This window comes from Parabacteroides sp. AF17-3, assembly GCF_003635445.1.
GTDB lineage: Bacteria > Bacteroidota > Bacteroidia > Bacteroidales > Tannerellaceae > Parabacteroides > Parabacteroides goldsteinii.
In genome coordinates this window covers 175976-196552 of sequence record NZ_QTMM01000001.1, presented here as the reverse complement: position 1 = coordinate 196552, position 20577 = coordinate 175976, and the positions used below count along the sequence as shown (strand labels likewise).

The window sequence follows — 20577 nt, the reverse complement described above, 5'->3', positions numbered from 1 at the left end:
ATGGGTAAATCAAACATTATCTACTACTTACTCGCTTGTTTGTTCCTGAGTGGAGGGTGTATCCAAAAAGAAGCAACCAACCACCACTCCCAACACAAAACAAACTGGCAAACCGTCCTGCAAGACAAACTCCCTCTGCTGGGACACCGTAACTGGATTGTTATCACAGATATGGCTTATCCGTTACAAACCCGGGAAGGTATCACCACTTTATATGCAAACGAGCCTTATACGGAAGTTTTGGGCACAGTAAAAAAGATGGTGGATAACTCTTTGCATGTGTATGCCCATATCTATCAGGACGAAGAACTATCTTTTCTGGAAGAAGGTTTTTGCCCGGGGATAAATGATCTGAAAACAGAGATGGGGAATGTCCTTCCGGCAACTGAAATAATGAGCATCAGGCATGATGACCTGATAGCCCGGCTGGATAGCATCAGCAATCTGTTTGAAGTAGTCATTATCAAAACAAAACTGACAAAACCCTATACTTCCACCTTCTTCGAACTCGATTGTAAGTACTGGGACAGCGACAAACAAACGATACTCAACGAACGAATCGCAAATACCGGAACAAATCAACTATAAACAGATCGAGGGATGCCATAACGAAGGCATCCCTCTGCTTTTTCAGCCAAAACACATAACATTAATATCATTATTGAAACATTATTCTTCTGATTAATAGCTATTTTTGCTTCAATACATATTCTAAACTAATCACCCATGAAAAAACTTTTTACCCTTATTCTATCTGTCTTGTCCCTGTCCTTTGCTGCACAGACGAGACAATTATCTCCCGGTCATCCGGACCGCACCGCTAAGGCAGACCTGAAGAAAGGTTTTGCAACGCCACCCAAAGGGTATGGTGAAGTACCTTTTTACTGGTGGATGGGAGATACACTAACCAAAGAACATCTCACCTATCATCTGGACCAGATGGCAGCTAAAAAAGTAACCAGCCTACAGGTAAATTATGCCCATTCGGACAAAGGAGGCGTCAGCTATGGACTGACTTTCCCTTCCAAACCGGCCCTGTTCACGGAAGAATGGTGGGACCTGTTCGGATGGTTCATAGAGGAAGCAAAGAAACGGAATATGACCGTCAGCCTCAGCGATTATACTTTAGGAGTGGGACAAGGTTCCTATGTAGACGACGCCCTCAATGAAAATCCCGGACTGACAGGAGCCGAACTGAAATTCGAAAGCGATACGATCCAGAATAAGTACACAAAAACATGCCACGACCAGCTACTCTCCCTCTACGCCTACCAATTGGGAACAGATGGGAAAATCATCGAAAACTCAGGCATAGACCTGTCCGGAAATCTTACAGGCAACAAAATAGAATGGCAATCACCCGCGGAAGGAAACTGGATCGTCACCCAGGTATACAGCGTTGCTAAAAAACCTTCGCTCGACCCGATGCACCCTCTTTCCGGAAAAAGCTATGTCAAACACTTCTTCCAACGGTTTGAAGACCGTTTCCCGGAACAATCCAAAGGAGGACTGAACTTCTTCTTCTCCGATGAGCTGAACTTCAATCTACATGGTTATATATGGAATTCAATCTTCAGAAACGAATTCCGGAAACGTAAGGGATACGATATCGTTCCTTATCTTACCGCCCTGTTCACCCATATCGGTCCGATTACACCTAAAATACGGCTTGACTACAACGATGTCATGGTTTCACTGAGCGAAGAAAACTTCTTTATTCCAGTATACCAATGGCACGAAGACCGTAACCTGATCTACGGTTGCGACCATGGCGGACGGGGAAAAGATGTCAGCGAATTCGGCGATTATTTCCGTACCCAGCGATGGAACCAAGCACCGGGTTGCGACCAGCCAAACTTGGGAAAAGACATTATAAAGAACAAAGTAGCCTCCTCCATCGCCCACCTTTACAAACGTCCAAGGGTATGGCTGGAAGGTTTCCACAGCAGTAACTGGGATACCAATACAGCCAATCTGACCGATGCCACCTTTGCCAACTTCGTGATGGGGCAAAACCTGCTCAGCCTGCATGGTTTCTACTACAGTACAATGGGCGGCTGGTGGGAATGGGCGCCTCCATGTAATCATACCCACATGCCTTACTGGGAAGAAATGGGACCGTTTCTGGAATGTACCGAACGTCTCAGCTACATTCTCTCACAGGGATACCACCGGGCCGATGTCGCTATCCTGTACCCGGTAGAATCAGTTGTAGCCGGCTACGACCAGACGGCTGTGCAAAAAGCATTCAGCCTGGGAGAATATCTATACCGGGAAGGTGTCGATTTCGACTTTATGGATTATGAATCGCTTGCAAAAGCCAGTATAAAAAACAGTAAGATCCATATTTCCGGCGAAGAATTCAAAGTATTGATCATCCCGTCCATGAAAGCAATCCGTCATTCTTCATTGAAAAAAGCCTTGCAGTTCAAACAGAATGGCGGGATAGTCATCAACCTGGGAGAGCTACCTGAAGCAACGGAAAAGAAAGGATTGAACGATCCCGAAGTACGTTCGTTACTAAACAAATTGTTTGGGTCCGACAGCAAGAACGCGTTTGTAGCCAAAGAGAACCAAGAAGTGCTCGACATTCTCGACACAAACCTTACCCGCGATTTCCGCATCCTGTCGCAGCAACTGCAAAAAGATATGCCATACATCATGCACCGTAAACTCGGAAATAAGGACCTGTATGCCGTATACAATGTTCCTTCCGGTACCGAATGCTTTTTCCGCGCCACCGGAGGAATCGAATTATGGGATCCCTGGACAGGTAAAACAAAAGAAATTACCGCCTCAAAAACAACAGACGAAGGAACCATTATCCAAATGCCGATGGAAAAACAAGACCTCCATCTATTCGTCTTCGATCCGGCCAAAAAGACTATAATTGCAGAAGTACCTCAAACGAGCGTCTCCAAAACCATATTACTCGACGGTGAATGGTCATTCGACCTCAAACCCTCTTTAAATAATAAATTCGGAGACTTCCACTGGCCTGCGACCGATGAACTGCTAGGCGCTTATATCTATAAAGCCAGATACAACCAGGCCTCTTCCGAAACAGCGGACTGGCAATCTCCCTCCTTCGACGATTCAGGATGGAAAAGCCAGACTTTCACCTACGGAACCAAGTTTATGATACTGGAAGCCACTCCCGAATTATCTGAGAAAGAACTTCTCACCCATCTTCCCTATCAAAGCAACAGGGTTCAAATCGATAATAAAGAATATACCTGGAAGCCTTATGAATTTTCATGGCGCTGGGGTGTTGAGAACGATTACGGTCATCAGGGATGGCATGGATTGAAAGCCACTGTTCACGATGAATTTATCCGCATGGGTAAACTCGAAAAAGAGTTTAGGGAAACAGTCCGCGTAGAAGATCCTAACGGAAACAAAAACTATTACCTCTATTCAAACGTTTTGGCTCCCGAAACGGGTAATTACCAACTGATATTCGGAGAACTAAAACCTGCCGATATCTACATCAATGGTAAAACAGTCAGCCCCTCCACTTCTACCGTCACTCTGAACCGGGGGACCAATGAAATCGTTCTCCATTACGATACATTCGGGGTAACTTACTGTGTGGTGCGTAAAGCCGGAGATACCCCTCGTATACTGAAAGAAGTTACCGCAGAAAAACCTCTCGCTACGAATTTCCGGGGGGACTTATCCCTTTTGCCATTCGATATAAACAGAACCGAAGAGCCTACTTACGGCCAATACCGCTTCACCTCTGCTCCCGGACTGAAGAAACTCGAGTTTTCGGCCTTCGGTGAGACCAAAATCTGGGTAAACGGTGCCTTATGCAATCTAAGCGTAAAAGAGAAACGTCCGGACGGCCTGACCCGGTATGAAGCCGTAGTGACCAATCCGTCCAAACGGATATCAACCGTAGCCATATCCATAAAAGAACCCTGGGGAAATGCCGGAGGCGCCGCTATCGACGGCCCGATTAAACAAACCTGCGGGGATGGTCTCATTTCCGCAGGAGACTGGACACAGATAGAGGGTCTTTCCACTTACTCCGGTGGTGCCTGGTACCGGAAAAACATTCATCTGGAAAAGAATAACGGAGATAAAGTATATCTGAACCTGGGACGAGTGGTTTCCACAGCAGAAGTCTGGATAAATAAGCAGAAAGCCGGACTGAAGCTCACCCCGCCCTGGCGTTTCGACATCACGGAATACATAAAGGAAGGAGATAACCAGATCGAGATATTGCTTTACAATACCGCAGCCAACTATTACCTGTCTGTCCCGACCATGTACCGGGGTAGTACGAAAGCCGGACTGTTGGGTACTGCATCCATCGAAATAGTCCGTTAATCCGAGACCCACACTGTATAATAAAGGGGCGAGACCATCACGGTTCCGCCCCTCCTCTTTTTAGTACGTAGAATAGAAATTACATAAGTATATATTATGCTTGTGTATTATTCGATTTAGTTGTATTCGTAGTTGTAGTTGTGCTATTTGTATTGGCAGTCTGAGTAGTAGCTGTTGCACCGGCAACAGGAACCTGTACTTTAGCTTCTTCCCAATGGAAAGGCTCAAACTGTGCGTTCGGATCAACCCAGGATGCTTTTTTAGAAGCATAGATGATGAATGGAGCAGCCACAACAACAATGGCACCGATAATCAATACGGCAAACCAGACGGTATTACTACCGACAGAAATCTGACTGGGTGGAATAAAGCTCAAGATGAAAGCTAATAACGAACCACAGAAACCAAGACCACCGATAAACCACATCAATCCGTTGCCATGTTTACCGATACGGAACGGACGGTTTGCCTTCTTCATCCGGTAACGCAATGCGATAGCACCGGAGAACATCAGCAGATACATAACCAGATAAAGGATCACTGTCAACTGTGACAAAATCTGATAGAAACTCTGTACGGAAGGCATTACCACGAACAGCAGGCTCAATAAAGTAACCGCACATCCCTGTACCAACAGAATGTTTTTCTGAACACCGATCTTATTTGTTTTCTGGAAGAAAGGAGGCAGATAACCTGCTTTACCCACGGTAAAGATACCTTTTGACGGACCGGCAACCCATGTCAATACACCTGCCAGCACACCGAATGCCAAAGCTACGGCAATGATCGGAGATAACCAGGAAGCATGAATAAATTTAAAGTAATTGTCGAAACCGACCAGCAGACTCTGTGTCAGGTTGATATCTTTCTGAGGAATAATAACACCCAGAGAGAAAGTACCTAATACGAAGATAAGAACAGTGATCAACGCACCGATAAATACGGCTTTCGGATAGTTCTTAGAGGGATTTTCCACATCCTTTACGTGGATACCTCCCATCTCCATACCTGCATAAAACAGGAAGATACTGGAGGCCAGCACCAGGTTGTCGAACTTAGAGAAATCAGGGAAGAAATCACCATGGAAGTCCATGTTTGAATGACCACCCATAGACAGATAAACGATTCCAAGGATAATCAACAGGGCAGCCGGAAGGATCGTACCGACAATACCGCCCACTTTAGCAACCTTACCAACCCAACTCAACCCCTTCAACGAAATAAAAGTAGCCAGCCAGTAAATGATCAGCACCACAGCCAGCGTGTACATTTTGTTTGAAGCCAGTGTCATATCATGCGCATCATTCATCCCGATAAAGGCGATGGAAACAGCACCGAAGGTCAACACGGTAGGATACCAGATCGTACTTTCAATCCATTGTACCCAGATAGCGAGAAAACCCCATTTTTTCCCGTAGGCTTCCCCCACCCATCGGAAAACCCCACCTTGTTTATCCTGGAACATAGCGGCCAACTCGGCTGCCACCAGCGACGTAGGGATCAAAAATACGATTGCCGCGAATAAGTAATAAAAGGCTGAACTTAATCCGTATACAGCCTCGGCAGGTAGTCCGCGGAGAGACACTACCGCCGTAACATTCATAATTGCAAGAGTAAAAACTCCAAGTTTTACTGCTTTTCCTACATTTGCCATGAATTTTACTGTTTAAATGTGAATTTTGTATTGTTTAGTTTCGCTTTAAATATGTCAGTAAAACAAATCGTTATTGTGTTAGTTTGTCAACAAGATGTCAAACTAGGTTAATTAACAGAATAGTGTTAAAAACAAAATCACGGTATCCTTTGTTAGATAACCTAAAATATTTCTATCTAAACGCCTAATAATTAAACGCAATGAAGTCTGCTTTCAATGACATTATTTACGAGAAAAGAGGAATATACGGAGTCTTGCATGTTATCATTTTGCTACTCTCCCTTTTCCTTATTGTAGTCATCTCAGTCGATACATTTAAGAACATCCCTTTCATGACACAGGGTTCCTATCTGAAGATACAGTTCTGGATCTGCATGTTCTTTATTGCCGATTTCGTTTTGGAGTTTTTCTTATCAAAACGTAAATTATATTATCTGCAAACCCACTTTATTTTCTTAATCGTATCTATTCCTTATCTTAATATTATCAGTTATTACGGAATTGAATTCTCCCCGGAAATCACCTATTTCCTGCGTTTTATCCCGTTGGCACGCAGCGGATATGCACTGGCTATCGTAGTAGGATGGCTATCTTCAAACAAGGCTTCAGGACTATTCGTATCCTACCTGACCATGTTGCTGGCAACGGTTTATTTCTCCAGCCTGATATTCTTCGTGATCGAACATAAGGTAAATCCGCAGGTCACCGGCTATGATGATGCTCTTTGGTGGGCCTTTATGGACGTTACGACAGTTGGCTCAAATATTTACGCCGTCACACCGACAGGACGGATACTATCGGTTCTGCTGGCTGCACTGGGAATGATGATGTTCCCGATCTTCACCGTTTATGTAACCAGTCTCGTACAGAACGCGAATAAACGGAAGAATGAATTATATAATGAAGATAATACGCCGCAACCGGAAGCAGCAAAACAGACGGCATCGAAACCTGCGGAAGGGGAAAAATAACATCGTAGGAAACAAGCTGTTTCGATCACTAACGTTCTATACAAAAAAACAGGCATGGACCTCATAAAAGAAACCCATGCCTGTAGTGAGTGTTTTATTCTACTATTTTATTACAATCTTTTGACTGAATCCTTCAAAGAAAATAATATATGTGCCTTTAGCCGGAACATCTATTTCGGTATAGGTTCCGTTCAACAAGTTTGTCTTAACGATACTTCCATTGAATGAAGTGATATATAAAGGCTTATTTCTCATCTCAGGATGTTTGATACAGAGTTTATAACCCCTTATTGCTATTTCTATCCCAGCAGAATGGATATCTTCATTGCCGACAGAAGTATTGACAATTACAGTTATAGTCTTATTTTCATGTATATCGTAAATAGTATATACAGAATTTATGGGCATCAATAATTCTCCATTGGCCCTGACCTGTAACTGGTCGGTTTTATACCTGCTTTCCAATCGGAACTTAAAGTTATTTCCGACCAGCACCCTATCCGGATTATAGCCCGTCTCAGCTATCATTTTTACATCTTCCTTCGGTTTAACGAACGTTACGCTAAATACTTCAGATAAAGTAATCACAATATTTTTGTCCGAGCGAATGTTTGACAGGGTATATATACCCCAGATATCAGGAGAAAGAAGAACACCGTTAACCCGTACCTGTATCTCCCAACCTTTATGTAAAGCATCTGATACAATGTGGAATTTAAAGTCTTCTCCCGGTTTTACCTTATTCTTATCATAACCGGATTCCGGAATCAGTGTTGCTCCTTCTTCTGCATTCCAAACAATATAGAACAGTTCTTCAATGGTTGGCGGAGTCACTTCTATTTTCACAATCAGATTGGCCTGTACATTTATAATGGTATATACCGATCCGCTGCCGGCTGTTATAAGCGCATTATTGACAAACACTCTTACAACGTGCTGTTCATACCCGGTTTTAGGTTTGATGCTGAATTTGAAATCAGCACCTTCCATTACAGATGATGCGTCATATCCTTCAACAGCTTTAATCTCAAAGCCGGTTTGAGAGGGAAGAGTTACCGTATATCTGATTTTATCCACCAACGTTATCGTTAATAATATATCTGCCTGAATATTGTAGAGCGTATAAACCCCATTTACATCAGGAGTTATCACAATAGAACCTTGCTTTACAATCACTTTTTTATCGGAAGGAAAGACGATTGTAAACTTGAAATCACCTCCTTTTACAATAGATGTTGCATTATATCCGCTTTCCGGTTTGACTGTTACACCGGAGGGAATATTCCAGGTTACTTTATAATTCGTACTTTGTATTTTTACTACTAAAATTTGGTTGTTACTCCAGATAAACTGCCAGTTTTCTGTTACACATACAAACTTATCCAAATAGGACTGAGAAAGAACAAACCCACTTCCTCCTTTAACTATGACAGTTGATGATTCACCGTCGGTTAATATTTTCAATAGATATTTGGGGGCACTGGTCATCGTTATCAAGGCACTTCCTGAAAGATAAACTCCGGTGTCTATTTTAACTGTCCCTGACAAGTAAAACAGACCGGAGGAACTTACCTGGCCATGAACCGTTCCATTTGTCAAATAGAGTATGCCCCCGCTCGATATGCATCCGGTGATAATCCCCTCGTTTCTCAACGTGCTTCCTGCTTCTATATAAATCAAATTCAAGTCTTTGGAGTTACTGCTGATGGTAGCTGTCGAACGGATTACCAGCGTTCCATTGCTGGACACTGTAATGAATTTACCGGAACTGCTCCATCCGGCAGATACTGCAATATTATCGAGAATAAGTCCGCCTTTTTTTATGTTGATCTTGGCAGAACTGTTAGATGATATCAGGCTTCCTCCATTGAAGGTTATATATTTGCCATCAATAGTAAGAGGCTTTGTCAATGTCACATTTTTGATGGGGATAATTGTCGGGGTAGATACTGTTCCCGGGGATGCAGCATCAAGGGCTTTTTGCAGGTCGTCTTCCGTCTCAATTACAGAGGAGGTTCCTCCGCCTATCTTTTCATAAAGAATCTGATTGTTTTTCCACACCATCTTGTAATCGGTATCAATACTCTCAAACATTGAAAGATATCTTTCTGCCAACACAAATCCGTCTCCTCCGCTCGCTACTATATTACCTTGGGTTAAGCTAAATTTAAGTTTATATTGAGGAGCGCTTGTCAATATAACTTGACACGAAATTTCGTCAGAAATTTGTACACTACCGCTCAATCTAACCGGGATCGTACTAAGTATAGCTGTGGCACTTCCGCTATTAAAGGTTATAGAGGAATTTAAATTTACTATAGCTCCCCTAATTGTACCCTGATTGATTTCTATAGATCCAGGTTGGAAACCCGCACTGATTCCTCCACCCTCGCCTCCGTCTATTAATGAATTATTTATTATCAACCGTCCTCCATCTACATAAATGGGTAAACCACCGTATGATCCTTTATTGGTTATTTTGATTTGATCTATATTAAGTCCTCCTCCTTCTAAACTAATCCATGCGTCATTGATGTTTCCTATAATATTTCCACCTGTTAAAGTGATATACTTACCGTTAATTGTGATACCTTTCGTGATTTCCACATTTCCAATGGATATAGAGGTAGGAGACCCTATGCTACCTATTGGAGCTGCATCTATTCTCTTCTGTAGTTCGTCTTCGCTGTTCACAGTGGAAGACTGTTTGGTACATATAATATTACCATCTTTTAGATCAAAAGACCAAGTATTTTGATAATCCTTGAATTTTGCAACATCAGCAGTTGTCAAAGTGTATCCAGCCGCAGCTGTCACGGCAATGGCACCTTCTTTTGCCAATATTCTCCAAATAGGAATTACATTTTCCAAGGCAGAAGAAAGCATCAGATGATACTCTCCATTTAGTCTAAAGTAAGATGTAATCTTGGCAGAACCTCCTATAGTAGCATTACCTTCAGTACAAACAGAACGAATAGTACCACCAGTCATTGTGAATTGTCCTCCTTTAGCAACATAGACCTGACCCATGTCATAATCATAACAGCCATATATTTCTCCTCCTGTCATAACAAAAGAAGAACTTCCGTCTACCTTAACACCTCCGGCTGTTACTTTACCTATAATATCATTATTCTTTATTATAGTCCCTGCTTTAACCGTTAATTCCGAACTTATCAAAGAAATGAGAGGACCTCTTGTATCCTTATTTTTTTCGTTGCCATCTACAACAACAGACTCTAACGTCAAATAACTATCCATCACATGCACAAATGTTCCGGGAGAATAAAAGTTATTTCTTAAAAGCGTACCATTCTTTAAAGTAATATTCCTTCCTCCGGTAATTTCCAACAGATCGGCCTGCTGATAGGTTCTCCCACCCAAATCGAGGACTTTTGTTCCGTTAGCCGGAACATCATTGATCAATTGTTGTAATTCGCTTACTGTACTTTGAGCTTTTACAGGCATCGATATTAAAACACCTCCCAAAAACATCAGCCAAATCAGAAAGGAGGTTCGTTTAGATTGGCTTGTATTAATCTTTTTCATGTACAAATAGGTAAATATTAGATTTTAAGCACTTTATATCATTTAACATATTTTAGGCGCATAGCCTAACCAACGTTGGTTAGAAGCCCTAACTGCCTCCAGTTAGATAGTGTCTCTGCCATTGGTTAGTCGGTCTAACCAACGTTGGTCGGATAGTATTACTCGATTTCAGGACGGTCTCCGCCTCCACCACTCGGTTTGTTACCTACGTAAAGTAATACAGGGAAGATATAAGTGCGCGGTTCTTTTACAAGTTTATTACCCGCAGCCGATTGGGTAACGATACTCAACGTATATTCGCCATCTTCGAGGGTTGGCATCATAACGGTCAATTCAGAAGGATTGTTATGAACTAGCAACGGACATTTCTGTGCAGTACCGCCTGTTTTTGTAAAGAAAATACCTATGCTGGCATCGTCGCCTGCCACTTTGATATTAGAGCCGCTGATAACGGCAGGGGCGGCAGAAGTGAGTTGAGTATTCATTTCGCCGGTGGTAGAATCGGTAATCGAATTGATGATTGGGCCCGTGACAGCAGGGCGGGTTTCAACCACTACGTTTTTCAATGTGTCACGCAGTAATTTACCGGGTACATAACTGGCAGTGAGTTTGTTTTTAGCAGGGTCGAAAGCTGCTTTTTCGCCTTCGAAAGGACCTGTGAGTGTCGCCATGTACTGGCCTACACCGTCAACAACGCTTTTACCTTCGGCAATAGCGGTTACCTTTTCCTGATCGCCCATGCCCAGGATATACTCGATGGTATCCAATCGCAATTCAGAACCTCTTGCCAGGATGCGTTCGGCAACCTGATGGTTTCGCACTGTTCCTGTAATACGGGGCTTCGCTGTGTAATCGCCTTTTCGCTCCGTGACGGCATTGTCGTAAAGATCGGCAGTCAAAATGATTTTTTCAGCCATAATAATAAATAATTAAGCCTGTTGGTTGGACAAGGCGTTACCTGTGTGATCCGTAACCTTATTTGTGAAATAAGGTATCAGTTTATCTTATGATTATCATAACAGAGAGTAACTTCCTCCCCTCTCGAGAGGGGGTAGGGGGTGTGTAAATTGCTGTACTAAAGCACGAACTACATAGATTGACGCGGATATTTAACTGTTTTATCTGTGATTTTCTATCTGGATAGTCTTTATTTAGAGTATTAACACACCCCCTGCCCCCTCTCAAGAGGCGAAAAGATACCCTCCGCCCCGCTATGTCCATATCTCACCAAAAACTGCCTGAATCTCACCTTTTTGCCTAAATTCTCCCCCACCCACTTAATTATAAGCAGATAAGTTTGTTCTTGTTTAAATAAAATTCCTATATTTGCCCCGTCCCCACACTAGTATAAACTTTGTTTTTCACAGCTTGTATCAAACGGGACAAAATACCTTATTTCACAAATAAGGTTACACCCTCACTCCTACCAGGACATCCAATCCTTTTGTAATAATCTCATTGGCAGAATTGAGTCTCGACTGGTCGAGTGCAGCCAGATAGTGACGTGTCGTCCGCTCCGATGTATGTCCGAGTGCCTGGCTGATGATGGCTACCGGTGTGTCGTTGTACAAAGCTGCCGTCGCCCAGGTATGCCGAAAGACGTACGAGGTGAGGCAGACCGGGACGGAAAGGCGCAATCCAATCTCCACCAGACAACCGTTGTAATGGTGCAGAGCCTGTTTATAGGCCTCATGTAACCGTTCGCCTTCCGCCTTTTCGGGCAAAACAGGAAAAAGATAGCGGCTGTCGGACAATGCATATTTATCGAATAGCCGTTGCATGCCGGGAGTAATACCGACACGCACCAGGACCCCCGTCTTGCAACGGTTGTAGACCAGTTCATTATCGACGATATTGTCGCGGGTAAGATGCGCCAAATCGATGAACGGCATCCCGCAGGCAAGGAAGGAGAAAAGAGCGAAGTCCTTCGCTGCCTGCAATTCCGGCTCGGCAGAGAGGTCCATCCGGGCAATCTCTTCCATTGTCTGAATACGGAGGGCGCGTTTAGCTGTTTCCTCCTGCCGCAGGTTGAGGTGTGCAAAAGGCGAGAGGCGGCCGGCCGGCGCCAGTTCCTCACGGACAGCGGTGTGATAGATGGCCCGGAAACTGCTGAGGTAACTGTTTACCGAATTTGTTTTCAGATGTCCCAATGCCAGAAGCCAGTCATAGAACCGGTCTATCATACCAGGGGTTATCGCGTCAAACGAAAGTTCGTCGGTCCCCCAAAACCGCAGCAACCAGTTGGAGGAAGCACGGTAAAGATCGGCGGTCGAATATTTGCCCGCCTTGCGTTTACGTTTCACCAACGCATCGGCGTAGGTGAAGAAGGTTGTTGTCATAAGCATAATAATAAATACATACTTGCATAAATGAGAATACTGAGAGCTAATTATTAAAAAGAGAATCAACTTCTATAACATATCAATTGCTTTTAATACCTTTGTTTCCATATTAACAATCAAAACAGATTAATTATGAAAGACAAAGATGAATTATTGGTGATACAGAGTAAGATATACGAGATCAGAGGACAAAAAGTCATGCTGGATCGTGATTTAGCTGAAATGTATGGAGTGTTGACAAAAGCTCTAAATCAAGCAGTAAAACGTAATCCAGACCGCTTCCCCGAAGACTTCATGTTTCAATTAACAAACGAAGAAACTCAAAATTGGAAGTCACAAATTGTGACCACCAATTCCATAAAGATGGGTGTTAGACGAAATCCATATGCTTTTACAGAATTGGGAGTTGCAATGCTCAGTAGCGTTCTTAACTCTAAAACGGCTATACAAATAAACATGAGTATCATGCGTGCTTTTGTAGCAATTCGTCATATTGCATTCACTCCTCCAAAGGATGAGTTGCAGGAGTTACAAAACGACGTCAGACAGTTGAAGGAATATATAGAAGATGTCTTTACCGATTACAACGACATTAACGAAGATACCCGTATACAACTGGAATTAATAAATAAAACATTGGCTGAGTTGCAAATACAGAAGAAGCTATTTAATAAGCCTCGTAACCCAATAGGATTTGTTAAACCTAAACAATAACCAAACAAGCCTCCCGCCCTCTGAACGAGGGACGAAGAGGCTTGCCAATTAAAAGAATAAACTGTTTGTTATTCAGTTATTGTTACCCGGTCGCCATTGAAAATGGACAGACCCAGTTTATTCATTATATATTTGATGGCCAATTGTGCTTTTACAGAATTACCCGCGCTATCAATTGGAGGGGCAAAGGCTGAGATACCGAACAGGCCGGGCATCACTCCCATCACACCACCGCCTACACCTGTTTTTGCAGGGATACCGGAGGTGTACAACCAATCGCCGGTATGTTCGTAGAAACCAACGGTGGCAATCAGCGAAGTAATCTTCGGTGACAATGAACCGTCGAATATCTGCTTTTTGGATATCGGGTTCAGGCCGTCGTTGGCAATCGTTGCTCCGCAGACAGACAATTGGGCAGCTGTGATTCCCAGCGAACACTGACGGGTATACAGGTCGAGCGACATATCCGGGTCATCGTAGATACGGTTGTAGTTCTTCAATAACCAGGCAATGGAGCGGTTGTTGAAATTGGTAGCCGATTCCGATTTGTACAATTCGTCGATCAGCTGAGGCGCACTGCCGCAAAGGTCGGTAATATTGGCAACGATGGCGTCCCATTTCTTAGCTGAGTCGCCTATCGGCTGAACCATACTACAGGCGGTGATTGCACCGGCATTGACCAACGGAGTAGACGGATGGTCTTTCTCCAACAGGATAGCCATGATGGAGTTGAAAGGCAGTCCGGTTGCATCGGCACCAATCATTTCCAACAATTTCTGTGCACCGTACTGGCGCAATGCCAACACGGCGGTATGTACCTTTGAGACGGATTCTATACCGAAACGATATTCAGAATCACCTAACTGGATAAGTGTACCGTCCATCAGACAGATACTGATACCGAACAAGTTCTTATCTATATTTGCCAGATAAGGAATGTAATCGGCATTCTTACCGCCTGTGTTCGTCTTGAACATTTCATAGGCTTCCTGAGCCACTTCTTTTATTTGTGAAACGGAAATCTTTTTATCCATAACCAAACAAATTATTTAGTTGATTTAGGACAGCCGGTATGAGTGAAGACAGAACCTTTTACAGCCTGTTGTCTGTCCTGTGCGATACGGGTCGGGGTCGGATATTCCAGTTTTTCCAGGTCGGTGATCGCATTGCTGATGTCGCCCAGCAACTGGTCTGCCATGTCGCGACTGAAGCCCTGACGGACAACGATACGCATAACGACCCAGTTTTCGAGATTTTCAGGCAATGTATAAGCCGGAACCATCCATCCGCTCTGTTTCAGTTTATCCTGCAAATCGTACAGTGTCCATTTAGCTGATTTAGCATAATCCGGTTTCAGATACCAGATGAACAATGGGTTCACAACATCTTTGCTGTAGTTCTGGAACGGAGCCATCTTGCCGATTTCAGCATGCAGGTAGTCGGCTACAGCCATACTGTTCTGCTGTACTTCCTTGTAACCCTGGAATCCGAGACGGATGAACTGATAGTATTGTCCCAGAATCTGAGCGGCAGGACGAGAGAAGTTCAAACCGACCTGAGTGATGTTTGCACCTAAATAATTTACACTGAAAGACATGGAGCCCGGCAGGTATTTTTTATCTTTCCAGACAACCCAACCCAGACCCGGATATACCAGACCGAATTTATGGCCGGAAGTACTGATGGAAAGTACCCATTTCAGGCGGAAGTCCCATTTCAGTTCCGGTTTCAGGAACGGCAGGATGAAACCACCGGAAGCGGCATCCACATGGATAGGAATATCGTAGCCTGTCTTTGCATTGTATGCGTCGAGTGCAGCGTCCAAGGCTTCCACATCGTCGTTCAGACCTGTCCAGGTAACACCCTGGATGGGGACGATACAGATGGTGTTTTCATCACAATACTTCAGGGCTTCCTGCGGGTCGAGTGTGATATGTTCTTGTGTCAATGGCACCTGACGCATTTCGATCTGCCACAGCTGGGCGAATTTTTCCCATACGACCTGGAATCCGGCAGAAATAACGAAGTTAGGTTTGTCGGTCGGTTTGCCCTGTGCTATTCTTCTTTCGCGCCAACGCAACCAGGCGGCAACACCACCCAACATACATGCTTCGGAAGAACCGATAGCCAAGGCTCCGGCTTTCCACTGTGCCTGTTCGGGGCTGTTCCACAGGTTAGCCATGATGTTGATACATTTAGCATTCATCACAGCAATACGCGGATACTCAGTTTCGTCGATATAGTTGATGTTGATTGCTTCGTTCATCAACTTTGTTGCATAATCATCCATCCAGGTGGTAACGAATGTAGCCAGGTTCAGACGGGGTTGTGTCTGGGCGAAAGTTTCGTCTTTTACCATCTGATAAGCAATCTCCGGAGTGGTCGGACCATCAGGGATTACATCTACTGGAGCGGGATGCAACATTGCATTCGAGCCAAAAATCGCGGTTTTGGCATCACCTTCTCTAAAACTTGAATCTTTCATGTCTTTTTGTTTTTAAATTATTAAGAATTGGCGCAACCGACATTCGTGCGTCGATTTGTAGTGCAAAAACAGCCTCTGAAAAGAATTGTTCTTCGATTTTGGTTAATGAGGGAATATTTGGGGTTTATTAAAACAATGTTATTTAAAATGAGAGAAAACAGTAATAAGTTCGTTAATGGCACACAGATGACAATTCTGTTAAAATGAACATTCAGCCATAAGAATTGTTTTTTGTCTTATAAAACAGCTATTTAATTATGAGAATAAAAACCGGACAGGGGACGATACCCCTTATTACATTAATAGGTATATGGTCGATCTCGGCGCTGAATGCACTGCCGGGATTGGCGGTCTCTCCTATCCTGGGAAAATTGTCCGCCATATTCCCCCACTCGACGGAGCTGGATATACAAATGTTATCATCCCTGCCTTCGCTGCTGATTATACCTTTTATTATATTATCGGGGAAGCTGACGGAAAAGGTCAACAACATCTGGTTGTTACAAATCGGGTTGAGCATCTTCGCCGTCAGCGGAGTATTGTATCTGCTGTCAACCAAGATGTGGCAGCTGATTGCAGTAAGCGCCTTGCTGGGCATCGGTTCGGGACTGATTGTTCCGCTATCGACCGGCTTAATTTCACGGTTTTTCGTCGGGGCATACCGGACAAAGCAGTTCGGTCTGAGTTCCGCCATCACCAACGTTACACTGGTCCTGGCAACCATCCTGACCGGTTATTTGGCGGAGGTGAACTGGCATCTGCCGTTCCTGGTTTATCTATTTCCGTTGATCTCGATCGTGCTGTCGTTCTATCTGAAAAAGAATATCGATCCCCTACCCGTTCATGCAACAGTTTCGGAGAAAAACAAAACTATTACTGCTGATCCCACATTCGGAAAACTGGGCATACAGGTTAAACACCTGATGCAGATCATGGGATTCTACGGGCTGGCGACTTATTTGGTCATCATAGTCAGCTTCAACCTGCCCTTCCTGATGAAAGAATACCATTTCACCAGTGGTAATTCAGGTATCATGATCTCGCTGTTTTTCCTGGCTATCATGGCTCCGGGATTTATCTTGAACCAGATCGTCGACCTCCTGGGCAAAAAGACGAAATTCTATTGTTTGCTCTCGATCGCTCTGGGTATGCTACTGATCCTGATTTCAAGAACGGAATGGCTGATCGGCTTAGGCTGTATCTTTACCGGATTTGCCTATGGCGTTATTCAGCCAATCGCTTACGACAAGACGACCCGCACGGCTATTCCATCGAAAGTAACACTGGCACTGGCTTTCGTGATGGCAATGAATTACCTGGCCATCCTGTTATGCCCGTTTATCATCAATGTATTCAAAGATATGCTCCACATAGAAACACAACAGTTCGCTTTCATATTCAATATGATCATTGCACTGGCTGCTGCTGTTTGGGCTTATATCAAACAGGATTCGTTCCTGTTTAACGATAAGTTTTAGATGATGTAACGGCTTCAACATTTCCGGAAATGGCATTTACATGGTGAAAGTTGACTTCCGGAAAAGCAGAAACGACTTTTCAACGTTTAAAGTCGGTTTCCTAGGCCTAAGAAGCCTTTACATCCGATTTTTAATCATTAAAACGCCAATAATATGAAGAATAAAAAGACAGAAGCCAACCTAAGTATGATCGTATCCAAAACCTTCAGCGGTTTGAATGCGAATGCCCTCAAATATCTCCTACCCTTATGGATTGCTCCGCTGACAGGAGTTATGTTTCGTTGTGTATTCGCTGCCATTGTGTTCTGGATCATCAGTATATTCTGGAAACAAGAGAAAACAACCCGGCGGGAGAAGATAACCCTGTTCCTGCTGGGAGCGATCGGATTATATGGTTTCATGTTCTTTTATTTGCTTGGAGTCAGCAAAACAACACCGGTCTCCAGTTCGCTGTTCAGCAGCCTGCAACCGATTTGGGTATTCATCCTTTCCGTCATTTTCCTACGGGAACATATTACGGCAATGAAGATAATCGGTATCGCGATCGGCTTGGGCGGCGCACTGCTCTGTATCCTGACGCAGAAAAGCGACGATTTGGCTTCCGATGCTTTTACGGGTAATATGCTCTGTTTGATCAGTTCTATAGCCTACGCTGCTTATCTGATCGTAAGCAATGTAGTATTGGGAAAAGTCAGTTCGCTCAATATGTTACGCTATAGTTTCCTCGGAGCAGCTGTTTCCTCTCTGATCGTGATGGCTTTTACCGGTTTCGACGGCCATCTGTTCAGTCATTTCGAATGGACGCCTTTCCTTGTCCTGATGTTTGTCCTTATCTTTCCCACCACAATCAGTTATCTACTCATTCCGATAGGCTTGAAATATCTGAGTACTACGCTGGTTGCCCTCTACGGCTACATTATATTGATTGTTGCCACCATCGTCTCCCTTTCCATCGGTCAGGACCGTTTCAGCTGGTATCAGATGATCGCCATCGCACTGATCTGTTCGAGCGTCTATTTCGTTGAAATAGCGGAAAGCAAGGATAAAAGATAATTTTTTTCCCTTTCTTTGTAACAACTTATTCTTTGTTCCCGTCTACCTTATGAAGCCTCTCCGAAGTGCGCACGAGGAAAGGCGGAAACAAACAGAATTAGTAATCATTTAATACAATAGAAAGATGAAACGATACTTTGTTATCCTGGCGCTGATCTTGATCTGCCAGGCAGGAAACAGCCAGACAATGAACCAATTGTTCAACGAGTTCTCGAAAATAGAACAGATCAACCATGTCAAAATAGGCAATATCACTATGAAACTTGCCAGCCTGTTCACCGAAACGATGGGGGTAAACGGCATCGAAGTCCTCGAGTTCGGCAGTTGTAACAGCGATGTAAAACAACGTTTCGAAAAAGCGATCAAGGAACTGAAAGACCCCGACTTCGAGACAATGGTCACCTCCAACGAAAAAGGCAGTCGCACAAAGGTCATGGTACGTATCGAAAAAGACATGATCCGCGAAATGGTAGTCCTCACCACCGGCAACAGCAATGCCTTGGTACGCATCAAAGGTAAGATCAAACCATCCGATATAGAAAAAGTGGTGAAAGATCATGGGAATGGATGCTGAGAACTTCAAACGAAAGTTCCTCTCCTTCCACCCCAAGCTTTTCCGGATCGCCTACGCACTTGTTGAGAATAAAGCCGATGCAGAAGATATCCTTCAGGATGCTTACTTCAAATTATGGAACAAACGGGACGAACTGCCCGACATAGAGAATCCCGAAGCCTTCTGTGTGACCCTGGTCAAGAACCTCTCTCTCGATTTCCTTCGTTCCCCACGTGCCAACCGACGGGAAGAAGAAATAGAAAGTGTATTTACGCTGGCAACCGATTCTTCACCGGAAAAGGAACTGGAAACGAAAGACAAGGAACAACAAATCCGGCAGCTGATCAACCGTTTACCCGAAAACCAGCGGCAGGTACTCCGTCTCCGGGGAATCGACGATTGCTCGATGGATGAAATAGAACAGATAACCGGCCTGAATGCCGTAAATGTACGTGTGCTACTTTCCCGGGCACGAAAAGTAATCAGGGAACAATTTGAAAAATTATACGAATATGAACGATAAACAGATAGATGAATTAATCAACAAGGTCCTCCGGGAGGATCAAACGTTACCGGAAGGACTTTCCGAACGGTTGGAGCAGCAGATAGATGCCTGGGCCGCCGCCGAAAAGAAGGAGACGATCCGTTCATCTTTCCGCCGCCGTTCTCTCTACTGGCTCAGCGGAGCCGCTGCCGTAGCACTGTTATGCATAGGCATCTTCCAGTTTACTACCCCCAATGAGGAACACCAACTGGCAGATACGTATACCAATCCGCAAGAAGCCGCCATGGCCGCCCAGAAAGCACTCGCTTTCATGTCTGTAAACCTGAATAAGGGAATCGAACAAGTGAACGAAGCCCAGCAGGAAATGAATAAAGTAAATGAAATACTGAATAAACATTTAAAAGATTAACAAGATGAAAACTAAAAATATATTGCTCATTCTCTTTCTGTGCTGCACAAGCATTTGCTTTGCCCAGAACAAACTTTTCGACAAATATTCCGAAATGGATAACGTCACCTCCGTCTATATCTCAAAAGCCATGTTCCAGATGATGCCCAAGATCGAAACAAACGGCCTCAACCTGATGAACCTGAAAGGGAAAATAGAAGGTCTGCAAGTCCTCACCACCGAGAACAACAGCATAAAGGAAAAAATGCGTGATGATTTCAAAAAGCTGATCAGTAAAGACCACCAGGAACTGATGCGGGTGAAAGACGGCAAGACACGCGCCACCTTCTATGTCAAACAGAAAGGAGACCTGATAAGCGAAATGATCATGTTGGCCGATACGGACAATAGCTTCAACGTAATCCAGTTATTGGGTAACTTCACCCTCCAGGACATTCAGGAGATCACAAAAGAAATGAATAAGTAAAAATGAAGCGATTATAGACCATAGTAAATGCTCTAAAATGTTATATTTGCGAAATATAAAGGA

Annotated in this window: 16 protein-coding genes; 10 read left to right on the top strand and 6 right to left on the bottom strand. The window is 43.9% G+C overall.

Annotated elements, in window-relative coordinates:
• Both DWW91_RS00580 and DWW91_RS00575 read left to right on the top strand, forming a co-directional pair.
• On the top strand, nucleotides 1-588 hold the full coding sequence (locus DWW91_RS00580) for a hypothetical protein (protein WP_122326640.1): 588 nt from the start codon (nucleotides 1-3) through the stop codon (nucleotides 586-588).
• A gap of 138 nt (nucleotides 589-726) precedes the next feature.
• A complete protein-coding gene (locus tag DWW91_RS00575; protein WP_122326639.1) occupies nucleotides 727-4335 on the top strand; it encodes a glycosyl hydrolase in 3609 nt (1202 codons plus the stop codon).
• 94 nt (nucleotides 4336-4429) lie between these two features.
• Here the strand turns inward: DWW91_RS00575 and gadC are convergent, their stop codons facing one another.
• Nucleotides 4430-5989, bottom strand: coding sequence for a putative glutamine/gamma-aminobutyrate antiporter GadC (gene gadC, locus DWW91_RS00570; protein WP_122326638.1), 1560 nt, complete (start codon nucleotides 5987-5989; stop codon nucleotides 4430-4432).
• Nucleotides 5990-6189: 200 nt separating this feature from the next.
• Between gadC and DWW91_RS00565 the strand changes: the two genes are divergently transcribed.
• Entirely contained in the window at nucleotides 6190-6960 is a 771-nt protein-coding gene (locus DWW91_RS00565) for a potassium channel family protein (RefSeq protein WP_010801188.1), read from the top strand.
• 102 nt (nucleotides 6961-7062) lie between these two features.
• Here DWW91_RS00565 and DWW91_RS00560 read toward each other — a convergent pair whose 3' ends face one another.
• From DWW91_RS00560 to DWW91_RS00550, 3 genes are all read right to left on the bottom strand, one after another.
• Nucleotides 7063-10509 carry a hypothetical protein gene (locus DWW91_RS00560; RefSeq protein ID WP_122326637.1) on the bottom strand — a complete coding sequence of 1149 codons (3447 nt, stop codon included), beginning with the start codon at nucleotides 10507-10509 and terminating at the stop codon, nucleotides 7063-7065.
• Between the two features lie 158 nt (nucleotides 10510-10667).
• Nucleotides 10668-11426, bottom strand: a complete 759-nt coding sequence (locus DWW91_RS00555) for a DUF4469 domain-containing protein (RefSeq protein WP_122326636.1) — start codon at nucleotides 11424-11426, stop codon at nucleotides 10668-10670.
• A gap of 492 nt (nucleotides 11427-11918) precedes the next feature.
• Nucleotides 11919-12848 carry a site-specific integrase gene (locus DWW91_RS00550; protein ID WP_122326827.1) on the bottom strand — a complete coding sequence of 310 codons (930 nt, stop codon included), beginning with the start codon at nucleotides 12846-12848 and terminating at the stop codon, nucleotides 11919-11921.
• A gap of 135 nt (nucleotides 12849-12983) precedes the next feature.
• Here DWW91_RS00550 and DWW91_RS00545 point away from each other — a divergent pair, with 135 nt between their 5' ends.
• Nucleotides 12984-13565 carry an ORF6N domain-containing protein gene (locus DWW91_RS00545; RefSeq protein ID WP_122326635.1) on the top strand — a complete coding sequence of 194 codons (582 nt, stop codon included), beginning with the start codon at nucleotides 12984-12986 and terminating at the stop codon, nucleotides 13563-13565.
• 68 nt (nucleotides 13566-13633) lie between these two features.
• Here DWW91_RS00545 and glsA read toward each other — a convergent pair whose 3' ends face one another.
• Together glsA and DWW91_RS00535 are read right to left on the bottom strand one after the other, a co-directional pair.
• Nucleotides 13634-14599 (bottom strand): glutaminase A, encoded by a 966-nt coding sequence (gene glsA / locus DWW91_RS00540; RefSeq protein ID WP_046145853.1) that lies wholly within the window; start codon nucleotides 14597-14599, stop codon nucleotides 13634-13636.
• 11 nt (nucleotides 14600-14610) lie between these two features.
• Nucleotides 14611-16050 carry a glutamate decarboxylase gene (locus DWW91_RS00535; protein ID WP_046145854.1) on the bottom strand — a complete coding sequence of 480 codons (1440 nt, stop codon included), beginning with the start codon at nucleotides 16048-16050 and terminating at the stop codon, nucleotides 14611-14613.
• A gap of 257 nt (nucleotides 16051-16307) precedes the next feature.
• Here DWW91_RS00535 and DWW91_RS00530 point away from each other — a divergent pair, with 257 nt between their 5' ends.
• The 6 genes from DWW91_RS00530 (at nucleotide 16308) to DWW91_RS00505 (ending at nucleotide 20514) form a co-directional block, all read left to right on the top strand.
• Nucleotides 16308-17528 carry an MFS transporter gene (locus DWW91_RS00530; protein ID WP_010801182.1) on the top strand — a complete coding sequence of 407 codons (1221 nt, stop codon included), beginning with the start codon at nucleotides 16308-16310 and terminating at the stop codon, nucleotides 17526-17528.
• Nucleotides 17529-17681: 153 nt separating this feature from the next.
• Entirely contained in the window at nucleotides 17682-18581 is a 900-nt protein-coding gene (locus DWW91_RS00525; RefSeq protein WP_010801181.1) for a DMT family transporter, read from the top strand.
• Between the two features lie 124 nt (nucleotides 18582-18705).
• Entirely contained in the window at nucleotides 18706-19155 is a 450-nt protein-coding gene (locus tag DWW91_RS00520) for a DUF4252 domain-containing protein (protein WP_009860466.1), read from the top strand.
• Nucleotides 19145-19657 carry an RNA polymerase sigma factor gene (locus DWW91_RS00515; protein ID WP_044215113.1) on the top strand — a complete coding sequence of 171 codons (513 nt, stop codon included), beginning with the start codon at nucleotides 19145-19147 and terminating at the stop codon, nucleotides 19655-19657. Before DWW91_RS00520 ends, DWW91_RS00515 begins: the two co-directional genes overlap by 11 nt.
• Entirely contained in the window at nucleotides 19647-20048 is a 402-nt protein-coding gene (locus DWW91_RS00510; protein WP_010801180.1) for a hypothetical protein, read from the top strand. The genes DWW91_RS00515 and DWW91_RS00510 overlap by 11 nt, the downstream gene beginning before the upstream one ends.
• A 4-nt stretch (nucleotides 20049-20052) precedes the next feature.
• Entirely contained in the window at nucleotides 20053-20514 is a 462-nt protein-coding gene (locus DWW91_RS00505; RefSeq protein ID WP_010801179.1) for a DUF4252 domain-containing protein, read from the top strand.
• The last annotated feature ends 63 nt before the right edge of the window (nucleotides 20515-20577 follow it).